This window comes from Leptolyngbya subtilissima AS-A7 (genome assembly GCF_039962255.1).
GTDB lineage: Bacteria > Cyanobacteriota > Cyanobacteriia > Phormidesmidales > Phormidesmidaceae > Nodosilinea.
The window spans coordinates 35,695-62,420 of record NZ_JAMPKY010000014.1 but is presented as its reverse complement, the minus strand read 5'-3'; the positions used below and the strand labels follow the sequence as shown (position 1 = coordinate 62,420).

Sequence of the window (26,726 nt, the reverse complement as noted above, 5' to 3'; positions counted from 1 at the left end):
CATTACGCGTCAGGCGCAGGAGATGGGCATGGTGAATTTTACCCCCTGGAATACGCTGCTTCAGACCTACGTCGATGACAAGGGCCGGGTTGGCTACGCCCGCTGGCAGCGCGAGGCTGCTCCCGATCTGGACGCCTGGCTGACTTCGTTGCCCGACAGCCGCGATGGCCTAACCTCTGAAGAATCGTTGGCTCTGATCATCAACCTCTACAACGCCCTCGCCATTCAGCAGGTGCTCGCTCGCTACCCCATCGACTCGATTTTGCCCAAGGTGCTAGGGATCCCCAACTGGCTGGCCTTCTGGCGATTTTTCAGCCGCTCTCTCTACAGGCTCGATGGCAAATCCGTCAGCTTGAACAATCTGGAACACGACCTGCTGCGCCCCCAGTTCAAAGAGCCACGCACACACTTTGCTCTAGTCTGTGCCTCTGGGGGTTGCCCGATTCTGCGCAACGAAGCCTACTGGCCCGACATTGTAGAGGCCCAGCTCGAAACAGACGCCCACCGCTTCATCCACAATCCTGACAAGGTGCGCTACGACGCCGAGACCGGAGTGCTTTACTGCAGCATGATCTTTAAGTGGTATGGCGAAGACTTTTTGCGGGTTGCCCCCTCGGTGCCTGACTACATCGGCACGTACCTGAGCCCGAGTTCACCCCTGTCGGCTCTGACTGAGATCCGCTACCTGCCCTACGACTGGAGCCTAAACGATCAGACCAATAGCGCTAATTGCTAAAGATGGGTTTACCCGTGGCCGTACAGGGTTTGCCATCGCTGTCTAAGAAATAGCAAGGCTCGGTGTTTTGAACTACTGGTTGAGGGGTGGCATCTGCAGAGCTGCCGCAGAGCGATGACAGGTCGCGCACTTGGCCGTCGGTGGTAACCATGTAACAAAAGAGCGACACGACGGATTCGGCCTGCTGGGGGGCTGCCGGATTGGCCAGGGCGGGTGAGACAAAGGCGATCGCCAAGGGCAGGGTCATTGTCCAGCGCAGGAGAGTTGGCATGGTGTGCATCCTGTAATTGAAAGGGGCAAATCGGGCGGTGAGCAAAAACGTTGACGGTGAAACTTTGGTCAGGCGCTAGAGCAGCTGCATGAGCGATCGGGTCGAAATGCCCAGACCGATAATGGTGATGCCCATCGCGCTGGCCAGCGGTAGCCACTGCAAGGACTGAAGGCGAGGCACAGGCACCTGCTTAAACACTCGTTTGGCCGAAACCAGCAGTAGACCCAAACCCGCTAAAACGCTGGCCAGCCCTAGGCTGAAAGCCACCACTAGCAGCAACCCCGAAACCGGATTGCCAAAGGCGATCGCCCCCAGCAGCAACACCAGGGCCGCTGGGCAGGGCACCAACCCCGCCGACAAGCCCAGCATGAGCAGGCTGCGCCAAGACATGGCGGTGCCGTCGGGCGTCACAGGCAAGTGGCTGTGGGAGTGTCCGTCGTGGTGATGATCGTGGGCATGAGCATGGGGGTCAGCGTGACCGAGGTGCTCGGGAGCGTGGGAGTGATGCCCATGGACATGATGAGGATTGGCGTGGGTATGGTGCTCGTGGCCGTGGGAATTGTTGTGGGCGTGGACATGAGCTTCCCTAGGCGCGTGGGTATGGATGCCGTGGTGGGCGTGAGGCAGTTCACCGAGAGCGTGGATATGGGCACTGGGTTGATGGCTAGATCGCCGACGCCGCTGGGTAATCAAGTTGGCGCCGATGCAGACAATCATGGCTCCTGAGAGCAGGCTCAGCCAGGGGTAAATTTGCTCGGGCAGCACATAGCGGGCCGCCGCCAGAGTGATCAGCCCTAGGGCAAAGACACCAAGGGTGTGGGTTACGGTGGTTGTCAGCGCCAAAAACAAGGCGTGGCGAGAGGTGGCCCGTTCGCCTACCAAGTAAGCCCCCACTAGGGTTTTGCCGTGTCCCGGCGACAGCGAGTGCACAGCCCCCCACAAGAATGCCCCGAGCAGCGTGACAAACCAGGCTTTGCTGCCCAAAGCGGCTGAGCCTGCGGTTCTCACGGTGAAGTTGGGATCTTGAGGGGTAAAGACATGGTTGGTGACCTGCCCGTTTTGGGCAATGGTGGCCAGACAGCTAGCCTCGGGTGCATCGGGCGGAAACAAGGTGTAAGCGATCGCCAACCCCGAGGGCGGCTCTGCCCAGGAATACAACAGTTGCAGCGTGGTGTGGCTGCCGGGGGCAATCCTGGCGTTGGCAGAGGCGCTGTCTACGGTGGGCTGGAGGGTTAGCCGGGGCGATTGGTTACGGCTGTCTTTGAGGGCGATCGCGGATTCAAGTTGTCGCGTTAGTGCCTCTTGATGACGAATCAGTTCATCGGTAGAGAGTTGTCCGCTGCTGTCGTCGTCGGCAAAGGCGGTCAACCCAGTTGGGTAGGTCAGGGCGATGCGCGTCTCTGTCCCTTCCGTGGCAATTTCAGCGGCGGCCAAATCTCCCCAGTGGGCAGCGGCGGGCGGGGCGATCGCCAGCCCAACCCCAATGCAGATGAGGGCGACCAACAACCCCAAGGCACTGTACCAGCGGCAGCGAAGTCGGCGCAAATCCTGGTGAAACTGCTGGGTAATCATCACTTCTCCTGTTTGGTTAGGCCTAACCGCTGCCGGGTTTGGGGGGTAAACGTGGGATCTATCTCGGTCGCCTGGCGAAAAAATTCTGCCGCCTGGACGGGATGATTCAGGGCCAGCTCAATTTCTCCGGCTCGATAGGCGATCGCCGCACTGCGCACCCCCTGGTCCAATGCTTCTTGAAGTGCCTGCTGGGCCTCAGGCAATCGGCCCGCCGACCCCAGCGTCCAGGCCAAAGTGTCGAGGGTTTGGGCATCGCGGCGGTTAGCGGTTTCGGTTTCCATCAGCGCCACTGCCTCTGCTACATCGGCGGGGTCACCCCGTTCCAGCAGCAGATGGGCTAAATTGCGCCGGTGCCCGAGGGCGTTGCCCTCAACATTGCGCCGCAGCTCAGTTTCAGCAGCTTTCCAGGCCTCAGTTGCCGATCGCCCCTGCAGGGCTTGCAGTCGAGCCAAACCGTGCAGAGCCGTTGGTCCCCCGACCGCTTGGTAATGGTATTTGGCGGTGCGGTACTGGCCTTTCACCGTAGCCAACTCTGCTAGCTGAAGATGGGCCAGTGGGTAGTCGGGGACGATTCGCAGCGCTTCTCGGTAGAGGCCCTTAGCTAGGCTGTGGTTGCCTCGCTGAGCGTAAAATCGCCCCAAAAACACGCGAGCCTGGGCCGAACCGACGGAGTTATCGGGTTCTTCCGCGGCGATCGCCTGCTGAAAAGCCGCCAGGGCTTGGTCATCCTGCCCCTGGGCCTCGTGAGCCAATGCCTTGAGCGTTAGGCTACCCAACGACGGATACTGCTCTGCCAGCTTGTTCGCTTCGGCAGCAGCCTCTTCAACCTCTCCCAGGGCGAGCTTGGCCGTGACCACAAGCCCTAGGGCGTCGGGGTGGCCCACGCTTTTAGCTAAACGAATGGCGGTTGTGAAGTCATGCTGGGCCTCAGCAATCTGAGCTAGGGCCAAGACGGCTCCCTTGTTGTCAAAGGGCAAATTGACCAGCGATTGCTGGGCCGACTTTTCTGCCAGCAAATACCAGCTGTCGTTACGCGTGGCGCGGGCCATCTGAATGTAAAGATTGGCTAGCGTCGCTTGATCGAGCCCATCGGTTGGATGCTTCTGGACTTGGCCTTGGTAGAACGAAATCGACTGCTCTAAGGTTTGCTGATCTTGGCGATCTAGGAAGCCAGGAAATGCATATTTGTAGTCAGTCCGAGGCCCGAACCCCGGCCATTGCCAATTTGGAACCTGCGTTAGGGCGACTGTCCCAATCGCGAGCAGACCCAGGCCCAACGCTCGATACGCAGACGTTCGCTTCGAGACTGATGTAATTGATTTAATGGATACCATTGCGGTCGCGTTCTGCGCTGGTCATTTCAGGTAGAGACTGTTGAAAGAAGAATCTAAATGCAGGTTGAAAGGCGTGAACATTCAAACCTTTCAACCTGCGAACCAGAACGATACAGACAGGCTCCTCTATCGCTCTGGGTGTGTTTGCTAATTAGCTAGCGGGCGAATGCTAGTTAGCAGGAGCCAGGTAGGGAAAAGAGGCCTCTAGAGGATCGTGGCCCTGGGCTGGGTTGCCGGGTGTTCCGCTATAGGAAACGTTGTCGCTTGTAACCGCGCCGTTGGTAAGTACGGCGAGCGTGATATCGATAACGTCATCTGTCAGCAGCCGTCCGGCAATGGGGCTGCCCTTAGCATTTAGGGCATTGGCATAACCGCTAGGCCCAGTCGTGTCGATCCGCATAACATCGGGCAAAAACGCCTGGAGCAAGGCATCGGCTCTAGCATCGCTATTGCCGAGCGCCAGCAGGGTTTGTTTTGCCTCGCCGACAATGGGGCCAGCCGCACTGGCTGCTGGTTCTTGACCCGCTAAGGCTGCGGCCTCAAAGGCTGGGTCAACGCTGTTGAGGGTGTTGAGGAAGTCGTTGGTGACAATTAGGCCTTCATTGACCGCGGGGCGGGCTAGGCGCTCGACCTGACTAAACTTTTTGCTCCCCGGCAGTGTCACCGTCATCCACACATCAAAGGTCGTGGCATTGCTTGAACCCTGCAACAGCTCGATCGGTAGTTGAACGGCGATCGCATTGACGTTATACCCCTTAGTAAAGTCCACGGCTTCCTCAGGGGGGCGAAACCCTACCGCGGGCCCTTTGCCCAGTGCCCCAGCCCGCACCCGAAAGAACTGCTCTACATCAAAAAAGAACGGATCTTCGCGCAGCCCTGCAAAGACTTGAACTTTTGAGCCATCGACAGTGCCTGTGTTTAGGACTGGGGGCTCTTTTAGCGCGGTTGTCTGTCCTTCAACCACGTCTTTGCTGCCGTCTTTTGTTACCGTCAGCTTATAGTCTTGGCGATTGTTGCCCTTCGGCGGGCCAAATTCAAACTCTAGAACAACGTCAGACAATCCTGTCGGTGTAGCATCATTGTCGCTAATTCGAGAAATATTAAACTTGTACTTCGCGCGGGTGCTGAAATAATACTGCTGCCCCGCCACAGACCGGGGGTTGGTATTCATAATCAAAACCAAATTTTCTGGCGAAGCGGTGGTGTTTTGATCTACTTCTCGAAACACATACAAGTCGGTCAAATTCAGGTTGCGCCCTTTGATTTCTGACTCACCGTCATCGTGGTCAGACGCATTGACAAATACTGCACCAGCACCAATGGTGGTCGCTAGCCCTAGCACTAGCCCAGCGGCATACAGGGCTTTTTTGAAGGCTTTGTTCGTGGTCTTCATGGCAGAAATAACCCTTAATTGTTGATAGGAATTACAAGGCTTGAGCCTAGACATCTAATCTGTAGATTCCTAGGCTTTTCAATTGGTCAAGTGACCGTTGAACCGGTCGCCTAGGCGATCGCACTGATCTCAGGGGTGAGCGTCACGATTAGGTCGTTAAAGTCAAAATCTCCGGCATCTTCAAATAGCCACGTATTGCCCTCACGCTTAATGCGCGCCTGCCCTAGAGCCGCGTCGCCCACCGTTGCCAGATTTTGCAGGCTGCCGTCAATCAGCAATGCCGGCGCATAGTAGGTTCCGCCAGGGAGGTTTAGCGTCACATCAATGCTTTGATTGTTGCCAACCATTAGCTCGACGCCGTCCAGCAGGTTGGCGGCGACAGCCGCCTCATAGCCAGCGTCTCCGGGCAGCAGACCATCCACCTGTCCTCGAGCATCGGTCTCGTAAAAAGCCAGCACGTTATCAAAAAAGGCCTCGCGGGAGAGCTGCTGAATCACGTTGATCGCCACGTTGCCGTCAAAGCCGGTCAGGTCGAATAGTTCGGGTAAGGGCTCAACGTCGGCGATCGCGGGCGCGGCCGTCAATCCCTGAAAATTGATCGTGTCGTCGGTGCCGATTGCCCCCAGACTAGTTGCCACCCCAGACTCAAGATTGAGGGCATACAGGGTCGCATCAGACACTACAAACGCCGTGTTGTCTCCCGCCGAGGAGGCCACAATTTCGAACCCCCCCAAACTGTCAAGGTCAAAACCCAGCCCGCCTAACGTTCGCAAGGTGCCATCGTTGGGCGGGTTTTGCAGCACCAGAGTGTTGAGCTCAGCGTCGAGGTCAAAGAGCTGCGTTGCTGTGGTACCCGCAAACGAGTTGGTGTAGGCCGCCCCAGTTACCCTGGGGTTAGCTCCAGCATTGGCATCTCCAGGGCCAAAGGCCAGGGTTCCGTCCGCAATCACCGCACCGGTATCGACATTGATGCGGAAGCTTTGATCGTTCTCGCCCACTAGACGCAGGCGATCGGCCACGGGGTTAAAGTCAAAGCCCGAAACGGCCCCGCCTTCAAAGGGCTGAGCTAGGGTGCTCACCAGCGTTGCTTCAGCCACGTTGCCCTTGAGGGCTAGGGTGTAGAGCTGGTTGGTGGTTGTGAGGCCGTAGAGCAATCCGTTGGCCGGACGCACATCAATGCCTATGAGGGTGCCTTCAAGACCAGTCACAGATAACGGGGTTGTCTGAGCCAAATTTTCGGTAGAAAACAGCACGAGCTGGTTGTCGTCGGTCAGTCCCAACAGGTCAAATTCTTGGGGCGGCGGGGTCGGCGCGACGGTTTGGGCACCGGTCAGGGCAATGGTGTAGGCACCACCAGAGGCACCCTCGCCAGCAAACCCCACTAGCGGGGAGCCTGCACTCGGCCCGGTGGGCAACAAAACGCCATCTAAGGATTCGTCGGGAAAGATTTCCCCACCGGTGCTGATGGGGTCGTAATCAAACCCAGAAATGGCCAGGTAGTAAATGCCGGGAGTGAGCAAGCTTGATTTGGAGGGCAAGGTTGCCTGGGCCGAGCCAAATAGATCATCGTTGCCATAGACGCCGTTGCCCACGCTATCGAATAGAAAGAGCTGGGGATCTTCCAGCAGGCTGTTGGGGATCCCCAACGCATTGTCGATGGGCAGGCCGAGCAAGGTTGCTGCACTTAGCGTCGTTGCAGAAAAGGGCTGCTCGCCCGAAATGAAGATTTGAAAGAGATCGGCATCTCCAGAGAGGCTGCCAGAGATTGACGCCAATGGCTGTACTAGATCAGCAACGACAGAGAAGGCACCGTCAGGCTGTTCTCCAACATCATTAGCTTCGACAAAGGCAAGGGGCTGAGTAGGGGCCGGGAGAATCTCAGAATTGGGGGCTTCAGCATCAAGGGGGCTCATGCAAACGCTCCTATGCCGGGCACTTGAACCTTGTTCAAGTCAACCCTGCTGGGTAAGGTTTTCATGCCAACTACGCCCAACTTTGTGAAGCAGATTTAAACCCGGAAATACGTAAAGAAACTTTACACATCTTCAGTGGCGAAGTTCTTTCGCCTTGGCTAAACCGTCGAAATGGTTGTGCGTCGTCGGTTTTGGTCTAGCTGTTGAAGATTTACAGTGTCGCCAAAGTAACCAGAACGGTCTGTATTGCTTTTGATCGCGAGCGCTGTATACCACGCACTACCCCCAATTTTTGCTGGTAGTACTGACCGGGTAGCCTAAACACAGGGGCCATCGCTATGAAGTCACTCTCATACAAACGGCTTGAGAATTTTATCCGTTTGCCGACCTAGCGGACCTCTTCATAAAATCGCTTTAGGGTAGTAGCAGGTACCCCAATGCCCCACAGCACCCCGATCATCAAATAGATGGCGTTGGCCCTTAAAGTTCCCCAAGCAGCTACCCGCCGGTCCGAGGATTGAACGACTCGGCTGAGCTGGCACAAGCGACCCAGGCGGCAAAGCTTGAGGCATAGGTCAGCTTCCTCCATAATCGGCAGGGCTGGGTCGAATCCGCCACAGGCAATAAAGTCAGCTCGGCGGCAGAACATGACCTGGTCGCCAAACAGCAAGCGCAGCCCACGCATAAATAAATGGGGCCGAAACAGTAGCGGCGCATAGTAGGTTTTGAGGGCATTGTGCAGCGAAATACCCCAGCGAGTTTTTTGCGGTCCAGCCATTAGAGAAATAAACCCACCACCAGCTACCGTCGGGTTAGCTAAGGTGTTTTCTACTACCTGTACCAAGTCGTCGGGAATGAGGGTGTCGGCGTGAAGAAAGCACAGCACGTCGCCCTTGGCGGCAGCGGCCCCCCAATTCATCTGCACCGATCGCCCCGGGGCGGGAGCTTGGAGCACCGTTAATGGCAGGCGATCGACCCAAGAGTGGGCAATCTCCAGGGTGCGATCGTGGCTGCCCCCGTCCACCAATAAAATTTCGCGCGGAGGTGGGTTGAGACTCTGCAAGACATTTAGGGTACGGCCCAGACAAGCCGCTTCGTTCCAAGTGGGGATGATGATGGAAACCGGCATGGCAAACCCAAAGACAGACAAAGCCCAATACTGCACAACTTTGTCGCCTAACAGCAAAAACAGCTACCCTCACCGGGCTGAACCTCAGTCCCTTCAAATGTTTGCAGGTTAGCTCTACGCTACGGTATCTCGGCTTTGGAAACGATCAGAATAAAAGTTAGTTCAGTCGTGGCACTGAGGTGATCATCGATGCTATATTAAGTATCGCGAATACGGCGGGTGTAGCCAAGTGGTTAAGGCAGTGGATTGTGATTCCACCATTCGTGGGTTCGAGCCCCATCATCCGCCCTTGTTTTATGTACAGTGACACTTTATTTGTCATCGATGACACATTGCTGTCATCAGTGACAAGTTAGTGTCATCGAGACATACTGCTGTCGCTAAAGAGGCGGTGACAGAATAAGTGTCGTTTATTTCCTTGCTGCGGTGGTTAAATGTCGATTCATGCAAGAATCACAATCCACTGCCTTCTTTCAACTCGCTTAAGCCTTGCCTGAATCTGATCTTTAACCACCTTTGTCAAGGGTGGTTGAAAGGATACCAGTTTTGCCAGGAGCGGGATTCCACTGCCACAACTTTCAACATCCCCTGTTCAAGGTGGTTGATTGTAACAATTAAAAAGGCGGCGGTGTCCATTTGTGTTCTTCCACTTTCAACCTCCCCTGGTCAGGATAGTTGATTGTGACCGCAGGCTCCTTAAAAGCAATCAAGTCAAGGCTTTTAGAAGTCATTTAAGCGAATCGGCTCATCTATCCCGACTGTACTGACTAATTTAGTGGATCTTTTGACCTTTACAAAGACCTAGAACGACTATTTGATAGGCACTTCAGACTTTGCGCAGATCGCTCAGGATAACTACACCCTGAGGAAGACCCTCAAACGCAGTATTGGAGCGAGTTCCCCCTTGCTCGGGGGTGATTTGGTAGCCGCTATAGCAGTACATCTGCACCCCTATTGCTGGGAGCGCACCTACGCCATAATTGAGGTTACTAGCACGTCAACTACGACTTAATCTCTTCGGAAAAGCCTAAGCCTTTCGTCTGACAGCATCAGGGCAAGTAGCTACCAGGGCCAGAAAGCACGGCTGTCATCCGACAGTCAAACTAACCCTTATTTCACACGACTCAGAGGCCAAAGCATGAGTCGCGGCGCTATTAAACTATTCAGTTATTCAGTTTTCTAGGTTCAAAGCTTTTGGCCTATTGTAGTGCAGGCTCTAGTTCTAAGATACTATTGCCTGTCTGGATTCATAGGCTGCGATCGCAACTGCCTTCGCCATCTCCCCAGCATTCTGCTGCAAGGGCTGTTTAACGGCTTCTATGGCTAACCCATTCTGGACGGCTTTGCTCGCGATTTGATCTAGCAGCCTGCCGTAGCTCCACTTGTGGATGCTGCTTTTGTACTGCTTGGCATAGCGTTTCTGGCCTTCTATGGAGCCTGGGGCCTTCTGCTCGGCCTTGGCCTGAATTTCGGCGTTGAGAATCTCACGGATGTTGTCCAGCTTGGGAATCGCGATGCTACCCGCTCCGTATTGCTGAGCTGTGACCACCACAGCCTTAGCCAGCAGGCGATCTACGTGCTCCCCCACGTTAGAGGTGCCAAACTGGTTGTTCTTGCCCTGTCGCTGGGCTTTGTGGCGATCGTGGGATTGTTTACCTTGTTCTCGCCGTTGCCGGAGAAAGAGGGAATAGTCTTTCCCAAGTAGCTGCCGGAGGCTTCGGTACACCAGCACTTCCTGGGTCTTAGCGTTCCAAACAGCTAGAGTTAGAGGGTTATCCCAGCTTAGACTAAGGCCAGCGATGATATGGGATTGGCCTGGGAATCGGGGTTGGCTGGGGCGGTCGAAGGGACTGTTGATCCGCTCTAGGGTAGAGGTGAGCCGCTTTGCTTTGCTTTGCTGGGTATCAGATAGGCTGCCATTTTCGTTCATCCGGGTCAGCGCTCTGGCGGTCCCTACAGCTTTCTCCTGGCGCACTTCCTCGGTGCCCTCGGCGCTCCAGAGGCGAACGTCAACGGTACAGAATAGAGTGAGATAGTGGGTTTCCCAGGGTTGGCCCTTGCGATCGCTTTCTTGCCAAAAGATGCGGGCTGAACGCAGGGTAAAGAGGGCACTGGAATGCTGGTTTTTGCTGGCCCGTTTGGTTGTTTGATCTTCTAGAAATCTCTGGAACCAAGGAAGCTGCCGTTGATCGCAGAAAATCTGAAAGGTATGCTCTTTGAGCCCGCTGAAGCGCACACAGAGGCGACCGGCTTGGTTTTGAGACCAGACTAAATCTGTGTTGGTTTCAAACAAGATGGGGAAGGGGATGGTATGAGGCTGGGCCAGCAGCTTGTCTTGCCACTGCTTGTGCTCGCGGTTGTCCCTGGGCACGGTGGTAGTGGCAGTTAGTAGGGTCGAGAGCCAGGCTTGCCCGGTCAAGTCTCGTCCTTTGGGGATACGGGCTTCGAGTTGGTCTTGAAGGCGCTGCACCTGAATTTCGGCTTTGCGGCGGCGATAGGCAAATTTCTCGGGGTCTTCCGACTGGTCGGGAATCTTGCCCCCGTTTTTGAGTAAATAAGCTGTGGCACAGCGGATTAAGGATTGTTTGGCACCATCGTGCTTTTTGAAGAGTTGCGCCCTAATCACGTCTTTTTTTGATTTGCCTTGGCTGCCCTCGGTCTCATCTATCTCAACAGCTTTTTCAAGCTGAGCCAGAATTTGAACGGCTTTTTTCTGGACAGTGTCTAAATCCTGGCCACACATCTCGGTTAGCTCCTCATCACTTTTGAGGATAGTTAGCCACATCTGCTTGCCAGTTATTTGGCGCTGGAGGCGACTCTGGAGGGTAAACCAGGACTTGAAGATATAGTTGACGGCTTTTTCAGCAGATGTATAAAACCGAGCAGGCTGGCCAGAGAAGGGAGTCTCAGTCTTCAGGCTTTTACAAAGCTGGGTGATGGCATCGGTGGGGTGCCTACCCTTGAGTCGCCAGGTCTCAAAATCGTCGTGGGTGACGACGGCTTGAATGAGGGCATTGATTAATGGGGTGTTCTTTTTTGCGGCCAGCATCCACAGGTGTTGCCGGGTTGCGGGTGAGGCGACAAGCTTACATTGAATCGTTTTCTGACTCACAGCGCCTAAGCTTCGAGATTTAGTTCAATTGTACTGCAACATATTTAGATTAGGCCTTTAATTTTCTATCTGAAAAGAAACAATCAAAAACTTAGTTCAACTAGTGCTGGTGGTAAGGCCGCTAAAAACTGGCTTGGAGACTGAGACCCCCACCTATTTTCAGCAAAACATGAAATATGAAGGCGCTTTTTGGCCCGTGTTAGGGCAACGTAGAAGAGACGTTTCTCTTCTTCTACATTTCCATTCTCAATGCTGTAGAACCCTGGGAACTCGCCGTCAGACATCCCAGCAACGAAGACGTGGTCAAACTCTAACCCTTTGGATTGATGGGCTGTAATAATGACAGCTTGATTGTCCTGCTCTGAAATGTGGTCTAAATTTTTAGCTAGTGCCGTAAACTCTAGAATGCTTCTTAGAGCAGTGTCTGGATGCAGAGCAGCGTCATCTTGGGTACGAAAGATGACTACTAGTTGCTTAAGATTTTGCACGCGGTCAGGGGCCTGCCCGTAGAGACTTGCCAAGCCTGAACTGTTGAGGATATGGATCAAGAGCTGAGCTGGTCGAATGGTTTGACTGAGAGCCTTCCAGTGGGCAATTTCGTCGGCGAGGGGAGCAAATTTTTCTCCATACTTGTAGTATATTGCTACGCGATCGCTGGCAGTCTCCTGAATTAGTGGCACTAGATGACCTAATAGCTGCACTGTAGTCAGCACATCATCCATGGCGTGATGGTTAGGCGTAGAGGCTAGGTTGAGCTGGCTGGCTAAGTTTTCGAGGCTGTAGCTTTCAGCCCTGAGGAATCGATTGGCTAGGTTCCAGGTGTCGGCCCACTGCCAGATGGGGGCCTGAATACCAACCTTTTGGGCATGTGCGATCACCATTTTGATGTCAAACCCAACATTGTGACCGACTAGCAGCGATTTACCGGCAAACTCGCAGAAGCTTTGCAGTACAGCTTGGGCAGGGTGGCCATTTTGCGTTAAGAAATCATTGTCGTAGCCATGGATTTGCTCGGAGTCACCGACATCGGTAGCATCCGAAATATAGGCATGAAACTGGTCCATGGGTTGACCGTTCACTAACTTGACGGCTGCGATTTCAACAATGTCGCTACCAACGGCAGTACCTGTCGTTTCAACATCAAAGACGACCATGGTGCCGTGGAGAAAAGCCTCCGTGACAGCTCCTAGAGGGTCATCATTCACAAACGGTTGAGGTAGGGCCAAATCGGTTACGCGAAATCCGCAGGGTTGGCCCTCCCTATAAATTGAGCGGAGGGTGGTTAGGCCAATCTCTCGGCTAGGGGTGGTGACTAACCGCTTGAATGCACCGGCATCAAAGGAATTAGTAATGAAGCGTAGATAAGCCAAGACATCTTTGACTTCCTTACGCATGAAGAACTGGTATTGCTCAACGGTGACACAAGGAATGTCAGCTTTAGCGAAGATAGATGCGATGCATTGAGCCCGTGCATGGGTGCGTGTGAGTACAGCTAAGCGGCTGTACCGAAAATTGGGAGAATTCCCGGCCAAGGTTGCTACTTGCCTCGCTATCCATTCAGCTTCCTTGGTTTCGTCGGCAGCGGTGTAAACCATAATCTTTTCGCCGATCGCACAGGTCGGAGACGGTTCAATAGAGGTGTGGCGTTCGTTAAACTCATTGGCGAAGGCAGAGGCAGCCTGCAACAGGGTTTGTGTAGCGCGATAGTTGAGGGAGAGAGAGTAGGCCGTCGAGTTAAACTCGACCTTAAAGCGCTCTAAGACAACCGCTGGCTCAGAGCCACGCCAGGCGTAGATAGTCTGATCTAGATCGCCAATTAGAGCCAGGTTGCCGCTTTTGCGCGCCAGGTGGCTGACAATTTCGTATTCACCCAGGTGAGTATCTTGAACTTCATCTACCTGCACCAGGTTGAAGCGGTTGGCCCAGCGTTCAGCAACTTTTGGCATGTGATGCAGCATTGACCGGGTGAAGAAGATCAGATCGGCAAAGTCGAGGGCATGACGATCACTGAGGGTCTTTTGATACTTGAGAGCGATCGGGCGGATACGGTCATCAAGTGAGGTAAATAGGTCACTTAGGGTTAGTTTTAGAGAGAGCTGATCCTGATGCGCTTTAGACTTGCAATCAGTGATGATGCCCATCAAATTCCAAACATCTCGGTCTTTTTCCAAGCAAGATAGTGACTTCAAGATGTCGAAGCAGTCGTTGTCGTCGTAGACAACGAAGTCAGCGGGTAGGCCGATGGTCTGGGCTTCTATGCGGAGCATCCAGGCGCAGAGGCCGTGAAAGGTTTTGATGGTGAGCTGGCGACGAACGTCGGGCAAGGATTGGGCTAGGCGATCGCCCATTTCCATGGCTGCTCGGTTAGTGAAGGTGAGGCAGAGAATACGGTCAGGAGAAATACCACGCTTAATGGCTTCGGCTACCCGTTCTGAGAGCACAGAGGTTTTGCCGGTGCCAACGGGAGCCAAAACGAGCAGACCACCTTCGATGTGGCGAATAACATTTTGCTGTTCGGGATTGAAGGAAATAGGGGTGCTCATGGACTTTGGCTCCTCGCGGGTGACACTGCGGTGCTGCATGTGCCTAATTTAGCCAAAGCTATACTGAGTTCCTACAAAAAGGGAGTATTTGGCTGGCTTGCGCGCAACTCCTCATCTCTTCGTAATAGGGGGATATAAAGCTATTTGAGTAAGAATGAAAAATACTATCTTTGATTTTGTTCTCCCAAAAGATTCAATCAAGCCAGTTTGAAGCGATACTTCAGGGTGTGTTTGGGGGAGTTGAGGGCAAAATCTCTCTGCTTTTCGTCGCGAAGGCTGTTGGGTAGGCGGCTCCAGATTACTCGTGCTTTTGGATCCTGAATAACATCTAAACCTCCTGTTAGCGTAATCCCAGCTAGATTAGTAAGGATGAATCTGTCGTGAAAGTATTCCCAGATAAAGACCTCTGCCCCTAGACCAGACTCTTCCAAAGCATGAAGCAATGGGTGGAATCGAGATTTCCACTCTGCTAGGGAGAACTGACTGCGATCGCCCCCATTCCTATCTATCCCTTTAGCCGCTACATGCAGCTCAATCAAGGGAGAAATATCTTTTTGGTTGATAGCTTTGAGGAGGAAATGGAATTCTTGATAGTGGGACTGTGTCGGATCTAGATAAGGATCGATAAAGAGAATTGAGTTGGCGTGGTTGAGCAACAGCCGCAGATGCTGAAGATAGGTGCTGCTCTGTTTGGGGATTTCAATCGAAGACTCGCGTCTTCTTAGCCAGTCGGCGTTGTTGAGCTTGTCGATAGAGGTAATGAGAGGGTTATCGCGATGTTGGCGGGCGACTTCGGAGAGGGTAATAACTCCCACTAAATTTTGCCAGCTATGAGAGGCCAAGGCTTCCTCTAGCCAGGCGGCAGGGCAGCTAGGTTGCTGCGGTCCACAGAAGGATACTGTGCGAATGCGTTCTTTCTGCTTGAGCTTTTTCAGCAGTTCTTTGGCTTTGGGGTGGCATTGTTCAGGTAATGCCTTAATCCAATCTCGCAGGTAATTCCACCACTCGCCTCCTCGTAGGTCGCGCATCAAGGCTTCTTCGAGCAGGATGGGCTTGAGAATTTGTAAATGAGCCTCGCATAGCTCAGGACTGCTATAGCAGGTCGCATTCAGCACGTCTGGAACTAGGGCGTACTCTACCAGCATGGCTAGGCAAATACCTCGTCTAAGCCTTCTTCAAAGAAGCCACCGGGCCACGCTCTGACTAATTCTCCTCGTGGGTTTAGGGGCATTTCTTGCACAATGCTAGAGGCTCCAGCCGGGTCTACATAGAGCACGCAGACATCCTCTGGGGTAATGGGTAGGCAGCCCTCAGGGAGGGTACCGCTATAGGTTTCCCTCATCCGGCGCATAATCCGCAGCAGCAGGTGCTCGCTGTGGGTTTCAAGAATGAAGGTATTTTTTTGCTCTCCCAGTGCCGACTCGATGAATACGTCGGCCAGCTCGGATTGTAGACGAGGGTGTAAGTGCAACTCGGGTTGCTCGATCGCCACTTTGGCCTTCTCTAGGGCGTAGCAGGAAACCAAAATGGGCATGACCTGGCTGACTCCAATGCCCACATCGCGGTGGCTAACGGGGGTTTGAGAGCGTTGATCAACCAGCACTAAATTAACGGTGCGTTCACTGCTGGCGGCGGTGAGTTGTTTAATCCAGCTCTCGGATACTTCTTCGGTATCTAAGAGGATGGAGACGAGTTCTTCAATTTCGGGCAGGGTGTGTACCTCATGGGCTGGGGAGGCTTCAAAATCACCCATCAGCCGCTCTACCTCAGACTGCGTTTCGCTGCCGAAGCTTGAGGCATGAGCAATGAGCTTAACGGCGAGCTGTTGAAATCCTTCGTTAATTAGGGGCAGCAGGTCGGCAGCTAGGTCAGAACCAGCAATCAGCTCTCGTAAAACCAGTTCATAAGGGGTTTTCATTCGCTCTGGATCAGATAGCCAGTAGTTTACCTTTTCGCGAACTTTGGCGTTGGTCAGTAAGGTTTGCCAGGCAGCTCCGCCCCCGGCATCCCAGTTGGGGTCTTGTTGGCGCGCTGCTCCAAAATGGCGCGGTGGGTAGGAGCGAAACGGACCAAGATATCGAAAATGTTTGAAGTCGGACTCGATCGCCTGAGAAATGCCCAAGATTAGGTCGTGCAGGCGGCGAATAAGCCAGAACTGAAGCACAGTGACTAAATCCTGCTGGCGATCGCCCGACCCCCCCGAGCCAATGGGCGACATAGCTCGGGTGAAGGCTGCTGCCCCGGCTAACGTTGCTGCTCCCAGCGTCATCCCTACGGGACCAGTGATGGCCCCAGCAGCAACAGCTGCCGATAGGACACCCCTTAGCTTCCAGTTCTTTTTCGGCTTTGTTGGTTCACCTTCCTCCAGATTGAAGATAATGCCTGGGGGCAGCCAGTTTAAGGCTTGGGCCGTAATCTCTGGCGCTAGCTCGTTAATTGCGGCTTTGATGGCCTCTCGGTCTGTATCGGTGATTTGGGTAGCCGTGGTTTGGGTGGCAACGGTGGCATCAATAATTTGGGCGATGATGGGATGGTCGTAGTTAAGGCGATCGCACCGCAAAATTTCTCCGCCTCGGCGGGCACTCATATAGATAATCTCGTCGCCATCGCCTTCTAAAGAAAACGACTGCACCCGCACCTCGTCGCCATCAAGGCCGATTGTGATAGAGACGGTTAGGGAGTCAATTGGCTGCAAAAACTCTTTTAGCGGCCCAGAGAGCTGGCGGGGGTCTAACTCTAGGCCCCATTCCACCCGGTTGGTGCGATCGCGTCGATACACGTACTGGCCAAAGCCACCCAAATCGACCGCATCACCGCCAATGCTGGTACTGTAGGCGTCGAGTTCGCCAGTTTCTAGACCGTGGCGGGCTAGCAGTAGGCTATGGATAATGCTCGATTTGCCGGAGCTGTTTGGCCCATAGATCAACGTCAGCGGCTTAAGGGGTATCCGCTGAAGGTTGGCAAAGGCTTTGAAGTTACCCAGGTGCAGGGCGGTAATGGCGCTGGCGGTCATAGGTTAGGGTTTCCAAATTGCGCCAGCAGACAGCGCTCAATCGTACTGTTGTCCTCAGCGGCAGAACGGCCTAGAGCTTTATTCACCAAGACAATCTTAAGGTTGGGTAATGCTTGGGAGGTTTCAATGCAACCGTTATGCCCCTCGGCTACCTCAAAGGCAATGACCTCTAGACCTGCCGTGTTCACCATCCAAGAGGCTTTGACCCAGGTATTGGTCTGAAGGGGATGTAGTGTAGTGGTCTCTGCCATAAAACGATCCCGCGTTACCTGCGACTCAGGGCTAGCTATTCCAACACTCCCAACTGCTCATACTCTACTGCACGCTCTAGGCCCAGTACCTTGGCTTGGTGCTCCATTTCTTGAAACAGCTCGGCCATATGGGCCTTACGCCACTCGGCGGTGAGATCGCTAGAGAAGGCTCGGTGAAGCAGATTTTGAAAGAGGGCTTCGAGTTTCGAGGCCGTGTAGTTTATTTGCCCAGTAGCCTTCTTACCTATCTCCAAGGCTGCTTCAAAGGTTTTTAATTTGGACTTTGAGGGAATCATGATAGGCAATTCAATCAAAAAACGTGTATCTAGCTTTCGAGTACCATGACCTGCCGTACCAACTTGTGCCAGCAATCGTGAATGAGAAGCTTTCAAAGCCGAGAAAAGATAAAGAGAATTAATCTCATCCGTTTTGGGAATAAGAGCCTTCATATCTTGATTGATTGTCAATTCAGCACCTGCTAAGGCGACAGGCACAGTATGAGCGAGAATCATACCTCTTACAACGATTAAAACTGAGTCTTTAGGGACCAACTTGGCAGGAGTCTCTTCTATCGCTAGCTCAGAAATATGATCCATTGCATCTAGCAAAAGATCCTTTTTCATGTCTTTTGGAGAAACCCACGGGATCTGACCTTCCCAGTATTCTGGCTTCTTTTTAGAAGGTGTGCCACCACTCTGAAACTCTACTAACTCACCAAGAGGCTTGATTGAATTGTTTTCATCCCACTCTTTTGGATCGCCAAACATTTTAATGAAGAGGGCTGGCAAGATGCGCTCGGCTTTGACGTTGGCTTCCGCCCGCTTCTTTCGTAGCGAATCGGCCTGATCGAGAATTTCTACAATGCGTCTTTGTTCTGCGATCGGTGGCAAGGGGATAGGCCAGTGTTTGACTTGCTCAATAGTGATACCTTTCACGGTGGCCCCAGCCCCTTGATACTGAATTAACGTAGTTAGTGAGCTTAGGTAATAGAGTAGATACTTAGGTAGCAAACTTTCACAACAGAACAAAGCCTTCAAGTCTTGATTTATCGCAATGTCAATAGTATTAATTGCAACTTTTCCTAGTCCAACGCGGGTACAAAGAATGATATTGCCAGCAGGAATTAAGTTAGCAGCACTATCTTTAATAGCATCCTGTGTGATGTATTCTTGTGTCTCAGATATATACATTCCCTTCAAGTCCTTGACTGTTGCCCAAGGGACTTCACCTTCGTAGTATTCTGGAATTTTGCGACTAGGGGTTCCGCCTCCCTTGATTTTAACTAGAGCCCCAAGACTTACTTCTAGCCAGTTCATTTTTTCCTTATTGATTTCGTATCTTTCAAGTCTTTAGATTGTGCGTTGCTTGCCAAGTGCCGAAACCTGGCAAGCAATTTTATATGTGGTGCAAGATTTAATTATTTCCGAGTTGTTGCGCCTTAATACAGCCTCTTAACTGGTTCTCTTCTGGTAAAGCGCGATCTCATGGCCTAATATACTGTGAAATTTATCTGTCGTGCTATTTACTCGGAGGTAAAGCGCATGAAGAATAAATATTCCCGGCTCCAAATGCAGTTGAATTTGCAGAATAAAATGGCGTTTTTCCCATTCAATTAAGGACGAAAATAAGATGTGATATTAGTTGCTATCTTCAGTTTTTACAAGAGATGCAAGTATGATAGCAGCTGTAACAGAGACCAGATATTGTCCAGTAATAATCATCGTACGAACAGATTGATAGTTTTCATGTTTGGAAAAGCCTACAAGGCACTCGCCCTGTGTCTGATGTCTTAAGCCTCCATTACAGTCGTCTGCGGTGTTTACAATAATACTCTTATCTCCTGCATTTTTTACTTCATATGCAATCATCAGAATAATAGCCCGAGGAATTAAAAGAGTGAGCCAAATAACCAAGGAAAATATCACTACCCCAGAAATCCAAGTGCTAAATTGACCGGTTCGTTGGTCGGCTTGATCAGGTGCCATCTTTACCTCAAAATTTGCCAAAAGAACGTCTTTATGCAACAAAAAGATTTCGGCTTATTGGACACTTTTTATTTAGCTGAGACTTAACCCAGGTAGCTTTGTCTTTCGCTTGCCATAGAGCCAGATTTTCTAAATAAAGATTTATTTTTCGAAACGGAGACGGTATATCAGCACCTACCCAGCGGGCTCCACTTCTTTAAGCAGCTTCGTTAATCCCATCGTAATCTCCTTCTCAATCTCCAGTACCTCGCGAATTAGCTCCGCCGGGTCGTCATCAGATACCGCTTCGGCCACCTGGGGCTTATAGCGCCCCGCCGCCAGATTGTAGTCATTCTCCTCAATTGTGCTCAGCTCAGCCCACCAGCACTTAGGTTCTGTGCTGCCCGCCTCTAGCAGCGTCCCCCCCTCAATGCCAGGTGGCTCCTTAAAACCAGAGCGTTTGTAGGTCTTCCACTGGCTCAACAATTCGGGGATATCGTTTGCGTTTGGGGTTTCGGGACGACCACCGCCAGTTATCTTGTCAGGGTCAAAGCCGTCGTTTTTCACCTCATAAAACCAGACCTTGCCTGTCACCTGCTGGCTACCCTCAGAGGGGCTGCGAAATACCAGCACCGCCGTTTTCACCCCCGTGTAGGGCTTAAACACCCCCGCCGGTAACGACACTACCGCCAGTAGGTTAAACTCTTCCACCAGCTTGCGCCGCAGGTCTGTGTGGGCCTTGGTAGAGCCAAACAACACCCCCTCAGGCACCACAATGGCGCAGCGACCCCCAGGAGCCAACGACTGCATCATCGCGCCCAAAAACAGCAGCTCGCTCTTTTTAGAGTTGGTGGGCAAATCGCCACGAATAGAGTCTTTTGGCAGTTGCCCAGCAAAGGGCGGATTGGCCAGCATGACCTTATAGCGGCGGTGCAGGTCATCCTCTGTCAGCCCGCCCTGGTCAGACAGCACATTCGCCCGCTTCAACCGGGCATTGGGGATGTTGTGCAGCACCAGGTTCATCATCGCAATCCGCATCATCTGGCGAGAGACGTCGTACCCGTAGATCGACTGTTCCAGCATCTCCCAGTTGGGGAGCTTATCTCCCATGCCCTTCCGGTAGGTTTGCAGGTTAGGAATCGCTTGCTTAGCTTCCGCCAGGGTTTGGCCTCGCTTCTCTAGCCAGTCTTCGCCGTAGATGGGTATTTCAATCGGTTTTTCGCTGTACTTAGCCAGCAAGTAATCTACCGAATCAATCAAAAAGCCCGCTGTCCCGCAGGACAAGTCACAAATGGTGTCGCCAAAGTCAGGATCCACCATTTCCACCATGAACGCTCGAATCTGCCGAGGGGTACGGAACTGACCATTTAAGGCCGACTGCCCCAGGTGGGTAAGCAAATATTCAAAGATGTCTCCCTTTACATCTGGCCCCATTTTCTGAAAGTTGAGGCTATCTAGCTCGTCGATTACCTCCTTCAGCACGTTAGGGTCCACAATTTCTAAGACAGCATCCCGAAAGTAGTCCGCTACCCTAGGTGCATCCTTTACCAAAGACGCCATATAGGGAAACACTTCATCGCGCAAAAAGTCGCGCAGATCGGTACCGCTCTTGAACCGCCATTTCGACCAGCGATAGCGCTCAGCCTGTTTATCAAACAGTAGCTTGCTGGCCCCGCCCAACCGAACCTGAAGCTCACGGCTCGATTCCTCCTCATCCAGCAGCTTTAAGTAGATCAGGTAAGAAAGCTGCTCAATGTAAGTGACAGGGTTAGTGACGCCGCCCGCCCACAGGGTATCGGTGATCTGGTTTAGCTTGCGGCGGATGTCCTGATCCATGGTCTACCCTTGTCATTTGTGGTGCAATTCTACAGTTAAGACCGATGCTCAAGCCAAATTAGCGGTTGGTCACTAGCCTTCAGCAACTTCTGCCAGCCCTTGAACTGTCTGACTGGGGTTGTCTTCAGGATTTCATAGTGAACGTTGACGTTATTGCTTGTCTGCTGACAACCGTATCGGTAAAGAGCCAAAATAATATCAATCTCCGCCTCGCTAAATCGGTGTTCTTTGCTGACCAAGTATTCCTCGTAAAGCTCATCTAAAAGCTCTGGGGCACAAAGTTGTTGCGAGAAACTGATTAAGGTTTGAAGCCTCAAAGCCGGATAATCGAGACTTTTCTGCTGCAAGTAGCGTTTTGTTAAATATGCTTTGAGTAAGTTGGCATATGCACCTTGTAGGCATTGGGCGAGTTCAAGAGAAACATTGATGCCATCCCGGTCAAGATATTTGCCAAGGATTCTCTCCACCAAAACCTCAATGTTGTCAAGAAGCTTTGATGTTTCAGTATCCAAATGCTCACTCCAACCCAAATCCTCTAACTGATGAATCAGCGTAATACAGTGTTTGACATAGCGCTTTACATCGGCTATGAGCTTGCTCGTCTCATTTTTCACAAGATCAGAAACTTTCACATCCAATGCTTGAATTTGAAGGCTGATTTTGTCTAGCTTCTTATCAATCTTATTTAACTTATGCAAAACTATAGCGAAACCAGCAACGACTACCCCTAGAGTTACACCTGAAATAGCTAAGTTAACAGTACTTAGCATCTTTATTTCTTGGGTGAGACTGATTATTTTGTTTAGCTTGCTTGTGTCGCTTACTGTTTTGAGTGCTATGCCGGCTAGAGCTGCATACGGATTTGACATGCCAAGGGCACCTATCGCTTGAGGTGCAACCATTTCAAGATGAGCGACTATAGCTTTATTGCTAATGTCCCTGGCAACCCCGCTTTCCACAAAGATCTTGCCTGCCTTCAAAGCAGGTTCTAGATGTTGAGGTAATTGAAGTAAATATTGATAGCTCATTTAACTAACTTTTCTCCTCTGTTCAACTTGATTTTGATATCGATAAGCATAAATGGATAAAACAGCTTGTACAAAGCGAAGCTTATCTTGTTTACGTTTAAACTTCAGTATTGAAAGGGCAATACTGAGTCCACCAGTGCCAAGGGCAATTCCCAAACCAACAGGTCCAGCTATTGCTCCAAGCACAGCGACTTGAAGGGCTTTTTGGCCCATAACACTTACAAGCAACCAACCCATGAAACCCTTTGTAAGCTGTTGAAGCATAACACCTGCTACTAAGGGCACTGCAACCGGAGCAACTCCGCCAATCCCGCCCACTAGCAAAAAGTGCATCGACTTTTTAAGTTGATCTTCTGTAAATTTTAGATTGTGTTTTTCTAGTTCTTTTTTTACTATATCTATAAACTTCTCTTTTTCCTTTTTGCTAGATTCTTCCCAGAGAAGAAGTAAAATGTCTCGAACGATGCTAACTACTCGATCAGAGTCATTTAGATCATCACGAGAGGTCAACCTTTCAAGCTCATCAATAATACTTTCTTGCCTGGCCTTATTCTCTGGCTTTACTTTTTTCTTCTTGAAAATCTTAAGCGTATAATCTCTCCAGAGAGCAAGGATTTGATAAGACCCATAAAACTCTCCTTCTTGCTTGAAGCGATAAAATTCTGTCAGTTTAAGCTTTATATATCTTTTAAGATGAGTTCTTTTTGCCGCTTCAGTAAAATCTCCATCTTTCTTGCTTTTTTCAATCCCAAGGGTGTTTGATACCGACACAAGCTGATCAGTTTTTAGTTCATTAACAATTTCAAATAAGCTCATAAATTTGGTTCGATATAACTAAACACATTTTGAATCTGCAATAGTGTCTAACTTACTGCTCTGTCTGGAAAGATGGCTCGGTTAAACTCATCGAAAATGTTCTGTAAACCCTCTTCCCCAAATAGTAGAATTCCCTGACTAGCGGCATCAAGCACTGAGAGCGGGGGCTGAAAGAGGTCGGCCATCTCTAGACGGCCCTTGGCGATCGCCCGATTCTTTAACGTCGATAGATAAATAGCCTGCTCTGGCGAGAAGGCTCGCGACACCAGCCAGGCCCGAAAGTTCTCATCTAAGACCTGGTCGCGGGTTTTGACTTTGGCGGTGCCCAGCGCCACTTTGATAAAGTCCACTAAGCTCTTAGTAAGGTCGCGATCGCGGTAGGCTTTCCGCAGGTTCTCTTGGTTGAAGTAGAGTTGATAGCTATTGAGGTGGCTGGTGAGCTGTTCTTCTTCTGCCTCAGTCAGCAACTCATTGTTGCGAATCTTTTGAAGAATGGGGTCAATATCGAGCTGCGATCGAATGATGGTTTCCCATTGCTCCACATAGTCCCGTTTATCGACCCTCTCTCCTTCGGGGCCAATTTCGATGTATCGAACCACCTCCTGCCAGTGGTCAGCCAGCCCTAGCTCGACCAGTTCAATGGATGATCGGCTGTTACGGGGTCTGCCACCACCACTAGAGCCACTACCGGTACCTGGCCCAGCAAAAATCTCGGTATCGCTGTCGTTGAAATACTGATGGTTGCTAAAGAAGTCGTAGATTACAAACTGCTGCTTATCAATTTTGGGCGCAATGCGGGTGCCCCTACCTCGAATCTGCTGATACAAAATAGGGCTGCGAATGGGGCGACACATAACCAAATGCAGTACCTCGCGGCAGTTAAAGCCGGTATTGAGCATGTCAACGCTCACCGCCACCTGAGGGTAAGTCTCGTATTTAAATCGACGAATTAGCTCATCGGCACTGGCAACATCGCTCGTAATCACCTCGGCATATTGGCCGTTGTGCTCTGGGTGTAGATCATTTAGATAGCGCGTCAATCGGCTGGCGTGGTGCTTAGTGATCGCAAACACAATGGTCTTACCCGGCCCCACAGCTTGACCAGGTGCTGAATCTTGGTAATTCTCCCAGGCAAGCCGGTCAAATTCCTGCATCATCTTGCGGTTCGTGTCTTCATTCGTCCACTTCCGCTCAAAGCCAGAGGGGTCATAGTCAACCTCATCTACCTCAGCTCCCTCTGCAATCAGCGTTGTAATGCCAGTGACAAAGCGGTAGGGCACCAGGTAGCCCTTGGCAAAAGCTTCTTGAATGGGATAGGCAAAATCGGGCTTCTCATTGACACACTGGTAAAACTCAAAGGTGTTGCGCTCGATATAGTCTGCCGGGGTAGCGGTCAGGCCTATGTGGAAAGCGTCAAAGTGGGTCAGCGACTTCTGCCAGACCCCGTAGATCGAGCGGTGGCATTCGTCTGCCACGACCACATCGAAATAGCCGCTGGTGAACTCTTTGTATCGACTAATCATCGTTTGCAGTAGACAAACGGTGATCTGTTTTTCTTGCCGCACTACACCTGGCTTGAGCCAGTAGCTGCCGTATTCGCCCAATAGATCTTGCAGGGCACCAATGGCCTGTTTCGCCAGCTGTTCGCGATCAACCAAAAACAGAATTTTTTCGGCATAGCCTGCCTGAATGAGGCGCTTTAGCTGCAAACAGATCAAGTCGGTTTTGCCGGTGCCTGTGGGCAACTCAATTAAGAACCGCCGCTTGCCCAGTTCAAGCGCTTGATCCATAGCTCGCATGGTGTCTTGCTGATATGGGCGCACCTCATGGGTCTCCCCCTGGCTGAGGTAGTAGCTAGGAATTTCGATAGTGGCCAAAGGCTGGCGGTGCGATCGCATCTCCACCAACCGCTCTAAATCTCGCTGAGAAAAGAAAGAATCAACAACCCGAGCATCGTCGTTTTGATAGTCCCAGAAATAAATCAGCTCCCCATTGCTCAGGAAGATGAAAGGCGCACCAATGGCCTGGGCGTAGGGCAACGCTTGCTGCTTAGCCTGGTAGGGCTCAAATGCTTGACGCTTAGCTTCAATTACCGCTAAGGCTCGACCCCGTTGATCACACAGTACGTAGTCAGCTCTGCCGCGCCCCCTGACAGACGCTTTACCCAAATAGTCGCCCCCTGCCTCGCGTACCACGGCAGGCCCTAAATCGCTGATGGTAACCTCAGTGCGCACTTGAAGCTTATCCGCTAAGTCCCAACCTGCTTCTCGAAGGCGCTGGTCTACTGCTATTCGCGCATCTGCTTCGCTAGAGCCAGCCATGGTTTCCTAGGTGCAAAAAACTGGTTACTTTGTCAGGGTGCCCCGTTACTAAGCATGGGACATAGCCTGGGTTATCTTTACTTTCTTCTCCACAAGCCTACCCAAACCGGAGCAAATGCGGCTAACTATTGCCAGTATTAAAGAAAATTAGGCAGATCCCCCTGTGAAGCATAAAGATTGCTTGTTATGCGGGCTGACTAGGCTAAGGTTCAAATACTGGCTTTAGAGCAAACGACAATAGCATGCCTACAAAACAGTCGCAGTCGCCACAGTCTAAGTATTTTAATGACGGTGCCTTCACGCGGTTAATGCTCTTAATTGCCACGCTGCTGCGACACCCTGGCGTTGGGCATCTAGACAAGGCTGAACAACCCGATAAGCACCATAACGCTCTTGAAGAGGTTCAAGCCTACCTGCTAGCAGTTGCTCAGCAAGAAGGCGTCACGATTAAGTGTTCCACTCACAGCATTCACAAGGATCTGGCATTTCTGCGTTCCATAGGCATTTTGGGGAAGCAGATGTACCGCTGGGGTTATTTTCTGGGCACTGGAGTCATGGGCGAACCAGAGCTAACGGCAGCCCTCAACGCCCTCCACTCCCAAGCTGAGTACCAGAGAGATGTGCAAACTCAGGAACTCTACAACCGTCTCATCCGCCGACTGAAGGGAATTGAGTCTAAAGAGCAGTTGTTTTACCCGGTGCGGGCACAGCTCAACCGCTCTATTGTAGAAACTGACCCAGTTAAAATTGCCGAAGCTTTTGGCGATCGCAACCTCTTCGATTGTTTGGATACCGTTGAATCTGCAATCACCAAAGGCCAGAAAATTCGGTTACACCGTAAGGCTAGCCCCTGGTTTGAAAATAAAGCCGAGTCCTTTGATGTCTGGCCCCTACAGTTGCTCTATTACGATATCGCTTGGTACCTCATTCATCAGACCTGCGACAATGGTCACCTGGCCATTTCACGTATTGACCGGTTAGAAGACCGATGCACTATCCTTGACCCCCGAGGCCGTAGTCTGACCACTCAGCGTCGAAATCTAAGGTTAGCCCACGAGCTGTTAGAAAACGGGTGGGGGCTATTTCTCGGCGATCCCGAAGCACAACAGCAAGAGCTCTTGGGTCAACTAGACCTGGTTGAGGTCAGGGTGAGATTCTTTCCACAGGTGATGGGGTTTATCGCTGAAGGCCCCCTACGGCACCCCAGCCAGCAGATTGAGCCTTATCCCCCCGGCTCGCTCAATCGCAAAACTGAGTATGTGGACTATGTGGTGAAGCTGCCGTCCCGGTCATTGAGAGAATTTAGCTTTTGGGTTTATCGCTTTATGGGGCAGGCCCAGGTGCGAGCGCCGGAATACCTGGTTGAACAGCACCAGCAGGCTGTTCAACAACAAGTAAAGTTGTACTCCGAACTTGGCTGATAAAAAGAAAGTATTGACCGGAGAGCTGACTAAGGCTTCAGAAAGCCTTGATTAATAGAACTTTGAGGTATTT

19 protein-coding genes and 1 tRNA gene are annotated in these 26,726 nt (G+C 51.7%); 3 read left to right on the top strand and 17 right to left on the bottom strand.

Annotated features, from left to right (window positions below):
* Positions 1 to 28 precede the first annotated feature (28 nt).
* A complete protein-coding gene (locus tag NC979_RS24540) occupies positions 29 to 736 on the top strand; it encodes a DUF547 domain-containing protein (protein WP_190517922.1) in 708 nt (235 codons plus the stop codon).
* Here the strand turns inward: NC979_RS24540 and NC979_RS24535 are convergent.
* From NC979_RS24535 to NC979_RS24510, 6 genes are all read right to left on the bottom strand, one after another.
* On the bottom strand, positions 726 to 1,007 hold the full coding sequence (locus NC979_RS24535; protein ID WP_190517920.1) for a hypothetical protein: 282 nt from the start codon (positions 1,005 to 1,007) through the stop codon (positions 726 to 728). The two genes, NC979_RS24540 and NC979_RS24535, sit on opposite strands and share 11 nt — an antisense overlap.
* A 75-nt stretch (positions 1,008 to 1,082) precedes the next feature.
* Positions 1,083 to 2,579, bottom strand: coding sequence for a nickel/cobalt transporter (locus tag NC979_RS24530; RefSeq protein WP_190517917.1), 1,497 nt, complete (start codon positions 2,577 to 2,579; stop codon positions 1,083 to 1,085).
* Entirely contained in the window at positions 2,579 to 3,628 is a 1,050-nt protein-coding gene (locus NC979_RS24525; RefSeq protein ID WP_190517914.1) for a tetratricopeptide repeat protein, read from the bottom strand. Before NC979_RS24525 ends, NC979_RS24530 begins: the two co-directional genes overlap by 1 nt.
* A gap of 454 nt (positions 3,629 to 4,082) precedes the next feature.
* Entirely contained in the window at positions 4,083 to 5,306 is a 1,224-nt protein-coding gene (locus tag NC979_RS24520; RefSeq protein ID WP_190517912.1) for a DUF4331 domain-containing protein, read from the bottom strand.
* A 110-nt stretch (positions 5,307 to 5,416) separates the two neighbouring features.
* On the bottom strand, positions 5,417 to 7,219 hold the full coding sequence (locus NC979_RS24515; RefSeq protein ID WP_190517910.1) for a DVUA0089 family protein: 1,803 nt from the start codon (positions 7,217 to 7,219) through the stop codon (positions 5,417 to 5,419).
* 388 nt (positions 7,220 to 7,607) lie between these two features.
* Positions 7,608 to 8,348 carry a TIGR04283 family arsenosugar biosynthesis glycosyltransferase gene (locus tag NC979_RS24510; protein WP_190517908.1) on the bottom strand — a complete coding sequence of 247 codons (741 nt, stop codon included), beginning with the start codon at positions 8,346 to 8,348 and terminating at the stop codon, positions 7,608 to 7,610.
* A gap of 215 nt (positions 8,349 to 8,563) precedes the next feature.
* On the opposite strand from NC979_RS24510, the gene NC979_RS24505 reads away from it, so the two are divergent.
* Positions 8,564 to 8,636: transfer RNA gene (locus tag NC979_RS24505), tRNA-His, on the top strand.
* A gap of 934 nt (positions 8,637 to 9,570) precedes the next feature.
* On the opposite strand, the gene cas12k is transcribed toward NC979_RS24505, so the two are convergent.
* The 11 genes from cas12k to NC979_RS24450 form a co-directional block, all read right to left on the bottom strand.
* Complete coding sequence (gene cas12k, locus NC979_RS24500; RefSeq protein ID WP_190517905.1) at positions 9,571 to 11,460, bottom strand: type V CRISPR-associated protein Cas12k; 1,890 nt, start codon at positions 11,458 to 11,460, stop codon at positions 9,571 to 9,573.
* Positions 11,461 to 11,543: 83 nt separating this feature from the next.
* Positions 11,544 to 14,003 carry a 3'-5' exonuclease gene (locus NC979_RS24495; protein WP_190517903.1) on the bottom strand — a complete coding sequence of 820 codons (2,460 nt, stop codon included), beginning with the start codon at positions 14,001 to 14,003 and terminating at the stop codon, positions 11,544 to 11,546.
* Positions 14,004 to 14,200: 197 nt separating this feature from the next.
* Positions 14,201 to 15,148: a hypothetical protein gene (locus tag NC979_RS24490; RefSeq protein ID WP_190517901.1), complete on the bottom strand. Its 948-nt coding sequence runs from the start codon at positions 15,146 to 15,148 to the stop codon at positions 14,201 to 14,203.
* Positions 15,149 to 15,150: 2 nt separating this feature from the next.
* The gene (locus NC979_RS24485; protein WP_190517898.1) at positions 15,151 to 17,016 is read right to left on the bottom strand and encodes an AAA family ATPase; all 1,866 of its coding nucleotides are present in this window, start codon (positions 17,014 to 17,016) and stop codon (positions 15,151 to 15,153) included.
* A complete protein-coding gene (locus tag NC979_RS24480) occupies positions 17,013 to 17,267 on the bottom strand; it encodes a hypothetical protein (protein WP_190517896.1) in 255 nt (84 codons plus the stop codon). The genes NC979_RS24485 and NC979_RS24480 overlap by 4 nt, the downstream gene beginning before the upstream one ends.
* 35 nt (positions 17,268 to 17,302) lie before the next feature.
* Complete coding sequence (locus NC979_RS24475; protein WP_190517893.1) at positions 17,303 to 18,583, bottom strand: restriction endonuclease subunit S; 1,281 nt, start codon at positions 18,581 to 18,583, stop codon at positions 17,303 to 17,305.
* A 321-nt stretch (positions 18,584 to 18,904) separates the two neighbouring features.
* Positions 18,905 to 19,252, bottom strand: coding sequence for a hypothetical protein (locus tag NC979_RS24470; protein WP_190517891.1), 348 nt, complete (start codon positions 19,250 to 19,252; stop codon positions 18,905 to 18,907).
* A gap of 174 nt (positions 19,253 to 19,426) precedes the next feature.
* Complete coding sequence (locus NC979_RS24465; protein ID WP_190517888.1) at positions 19,427 to 21,067, bottom strand: type I restriction-modification system subunit M; 1,641 nt, start codon at positions 21,065 to 21,067, stop codon at positions 19,427 to 19,429.
* Positions 21,068 to 21,102: 35 nt separating this feature from the next.
* Entirely contained in the window at positions 21,103 to 22,095 is a 993-nt protein-coding gene (locus NC979_RS24460) for a hypothetical protein (protein ID WP_190517886.1), read from the bottom strand.
* Entirely contained in the window at positions 22,096 to 22,911 is an 816-nt protein-coding gene (locus tag NC979_RS24455; protein ID WP_190517883.1) for a hypothetical protein, read from the bottom strand. It abuts the gene before it with no gap.
* Between the two features lie 47 nt (positions 22,912 to 22,958).
* Positions 22,959 to 25,232 (bottom strand): type I restriction endonuclease subunit R, encoded by a 2,274-nt coding sequence (locus NC979_RS24450; protein WP_190517880.1) that lies wholly within the window; start codon positions 25,230 to 25,232, stop codon positions 22,959 to 22,961.
* Positions 25,233 to 25,474: 242 nt separating this feature from the next.
* On the opposite strand from NC979_RS24450, the gene NC979_RS24445 reads away from it, so the two are divergent.
* Positions 25,475 to 26,653, top strand: a complete 1,179-nt coding sequence (locus NC979_RS24445; RefSeq protein ID WP_190517877.1) for a helix-turn-helix transcriptional regulator — start codon at positions 25,475 to 25,477, stop codon at positions 26,651 to 26,653.
* Positions 26,654 to 26,726: the final 73 nt, after the last annotated feature.